This window comes from Anaerozeibacter quisquiliarum, assembly GCF_051162045.1.
GTDB classification, from domain to species: domain Bacteria; phylum Bacillota; class Clostridia; order Christensenellales; family Aristaeellaceae; genus Anaerozeibacter; species Anaerozeibacter quisquiliarum.
This window is the reverse complement of the sequence record NZ_JBISDI010000077.1, coordinates 1-2,139: the sequence shown is the minus strand read 5'-3', so window position 1 is coordinate 2,139 and position 2,139 is coordinate 1. Positions and strand designations below refer to the sequence as shown.

Sequence of the window (2,139 nt, the reverse complement as noted above, 5' to 3'; positions counted from 1 at the left end):
TCCTGCCGGACGGAGCCGAGCTCAATGGACAGGTACCGCTCGCCCAGGCAATCGAACTCGACGCGGTTGACCTCGGTCAGCACGTCGAGCCGGATGCCCGGGTGCTTGACCCGGACCCGGTCGTAGAGGAACACGTCCTCGAGGCTCCGGTACTGGGCGTATTCTTCCGTGTCCCCGAGCGACAGGAACTCCACTTTAAGAGAAACCTTGGGTAGATCGGCGTCATTCGCCAATGCGTCCAGCGCTTCCCGGATCATGCGGACGCGCGCCATGGCCTTGGCGACGGTCTTGGTCTCCCGGCACTCGTCGGAACAGGCGAGCGCTTGGACGCGCGGCATCGGATACAGGGAAGCGCGCGGGCTGTCGATCCAGACCTGATCGGCGATGATCGTGTGGATCGTGCCGTCCACGTCGTAGCTGCCCGGGGCCAGGAGCAGGTCGTTGCCCTTCTTGTCCTTGCCGACCGGCACAATGCGCGTGACCACGTCGCCGGCATCCATCTCACAGGAGACGCCCAGCAGGTTCTTCGCATATTCAATTCGGACGCCGCGGTTCAGCCCGGCGTCCCGGAGCAGGTAGAAGTCGAAGTTGTCGCGGACGAGCTCCGCGCCCCACAGCGCCGCTATGCCGGTCTCGGGGTCGAGCAGCGCGCTGACCGGGTTGACCCGCGTCCAGCCGTCGACGACCCGCACGCCACCGACGTCGGTGAAGCCCGAAAAGGGCGTGTCGGCCAGGCAGCCCTCCAGGACGCCCTCCACGGCTGATACACAATCCGTTTGCCCGGCCGGATAGGATGTGATGTTGCTCAGCAAGTCGTAAAAGAGGTGCCGGGCGTAGGCGGTCACGCCGTCGTCGCGCAGTTCGACTTTGTGGATGCGGAACAGTTGGTCGGACACCACCCACGCGGGCGCGACGGCCTCGATGGCGGCGGGATCGTCCGGCCAGTCCGCGGTCAGCTTGTACTGCAGCGCGGACGCCATGACCCAGCCGTAGTAAGCCGAATCCCTCCACAGCCACCGACCCTTATGCCGGTACCGCTTGCGCGTGGTGAAGACGGCCTTGTACCGGGCCGCGCCCTTGAGCACGATCGCCAGTTCCGTGCCCGCCGGCAGGTTCTTCTTGCGCGTGCGATTGCCCTTCTCATTGTAATAGAGGTTCCGTTGCGCCTTGGTCGTGCCGGTGCGGATCGTCCACACCTCGTGCGCGGTGACCAGCACCCCCTCCGGCGTGATCGGCGGCACGGTGCGCACCGGCACGTCGCACTTCAAAATGTAGTCGTTCTGGAGAAACGCCCAGCGCCCGGCTTCGTCGATGGGGTGCGCGAGCACGATCTCCGAGAGGTCGTTTCGAGCCTCGGTGTGCACACAGGATGTGGGCGTGAGCGCGCCGCACAGGCCCATGGTGTCGAAGTCCTCGGCGTCGGGAGAATAGATGTATACCTCGCCCATCAAAGCGTCCTCCAGTTGGGGGTGATTGTGATGCGGGACACGCTCCCTGCCCAGGAGACGGCCGATGACCCCACCGGCAGCGTCGGCCAGCCGTCGCCGGTCAGCGAGCCGGTCAGGTTGACGCCCTCGCGGTACGCCAGCCGCTGGGGCACGTCAATGGTGATCGAGGACGCGAGGCCCGCAATCCCCAGCGTCACGTCGCCCACGGTCAGATCCACGTCGCCCGACCCCTCCACGGTGATCACCGGCTCCGCGAACACCGTGCCCTGGTTCACGACCGGGCCGGGCGCGGTCAGCACGATGTCCGGGAATCCCAGCAGATACAGGAACGGCTGGCAGCGAAAGTTGACGGTGAATCTGCGATGCGCGCGCCCGCGCATGACCGTCTCGAAGTCGAGCTGGTTGCTGACGCGGGCGTGATGGTAGCCGGCGGGCCGGTTCCCGAACATCACGAGGCCGGGTCCGTGCAGCCAGGCGGAGAACGCGGGAATGGATGCGGGGTTCGGCGCGATGCATTCACAGGGGGCGATGAATTCGTCGTAGACGCATTCGCCCTCCGTGATCGTCAGGGCGCCGCTGCGCCCCGGCACCACTTGGGTCATGACGCGCTCCCTGGGCCGGGCGATGGGCGGGTGTGTCAGCACATGGATGCCGTAGTCGGTGCACCGCACGCCGTTCCAGGCGAACCAGT

2 protein-coding genes are annotated in these 2,139 nt (G+C 66.3%); both read right to left on the bottom strand.

All coding sequences use genetic code 11. The features are described 5' to 3' along the window. A partial coding sequence (locus ACH6CV_RS18020) for a phage tail spike protein (RefSeq protein WP_456359605.1) occupies nt 1–1,448 on the bottom strand: 1,448 nt, incomplete at its 3' end. Further along, nucleotides 1,448–2,139, bottom strand: a 692-nt coding sequence (locus ACH6CV_RS18015; protein WP_456359604.1) for a hypothetical protein, incomplete at its 5' end; no start/stop codon positions are given. The genes ACH6CV_RS18020 and ACH6CV_RS18015, both read right to left, overlap by 1 nt.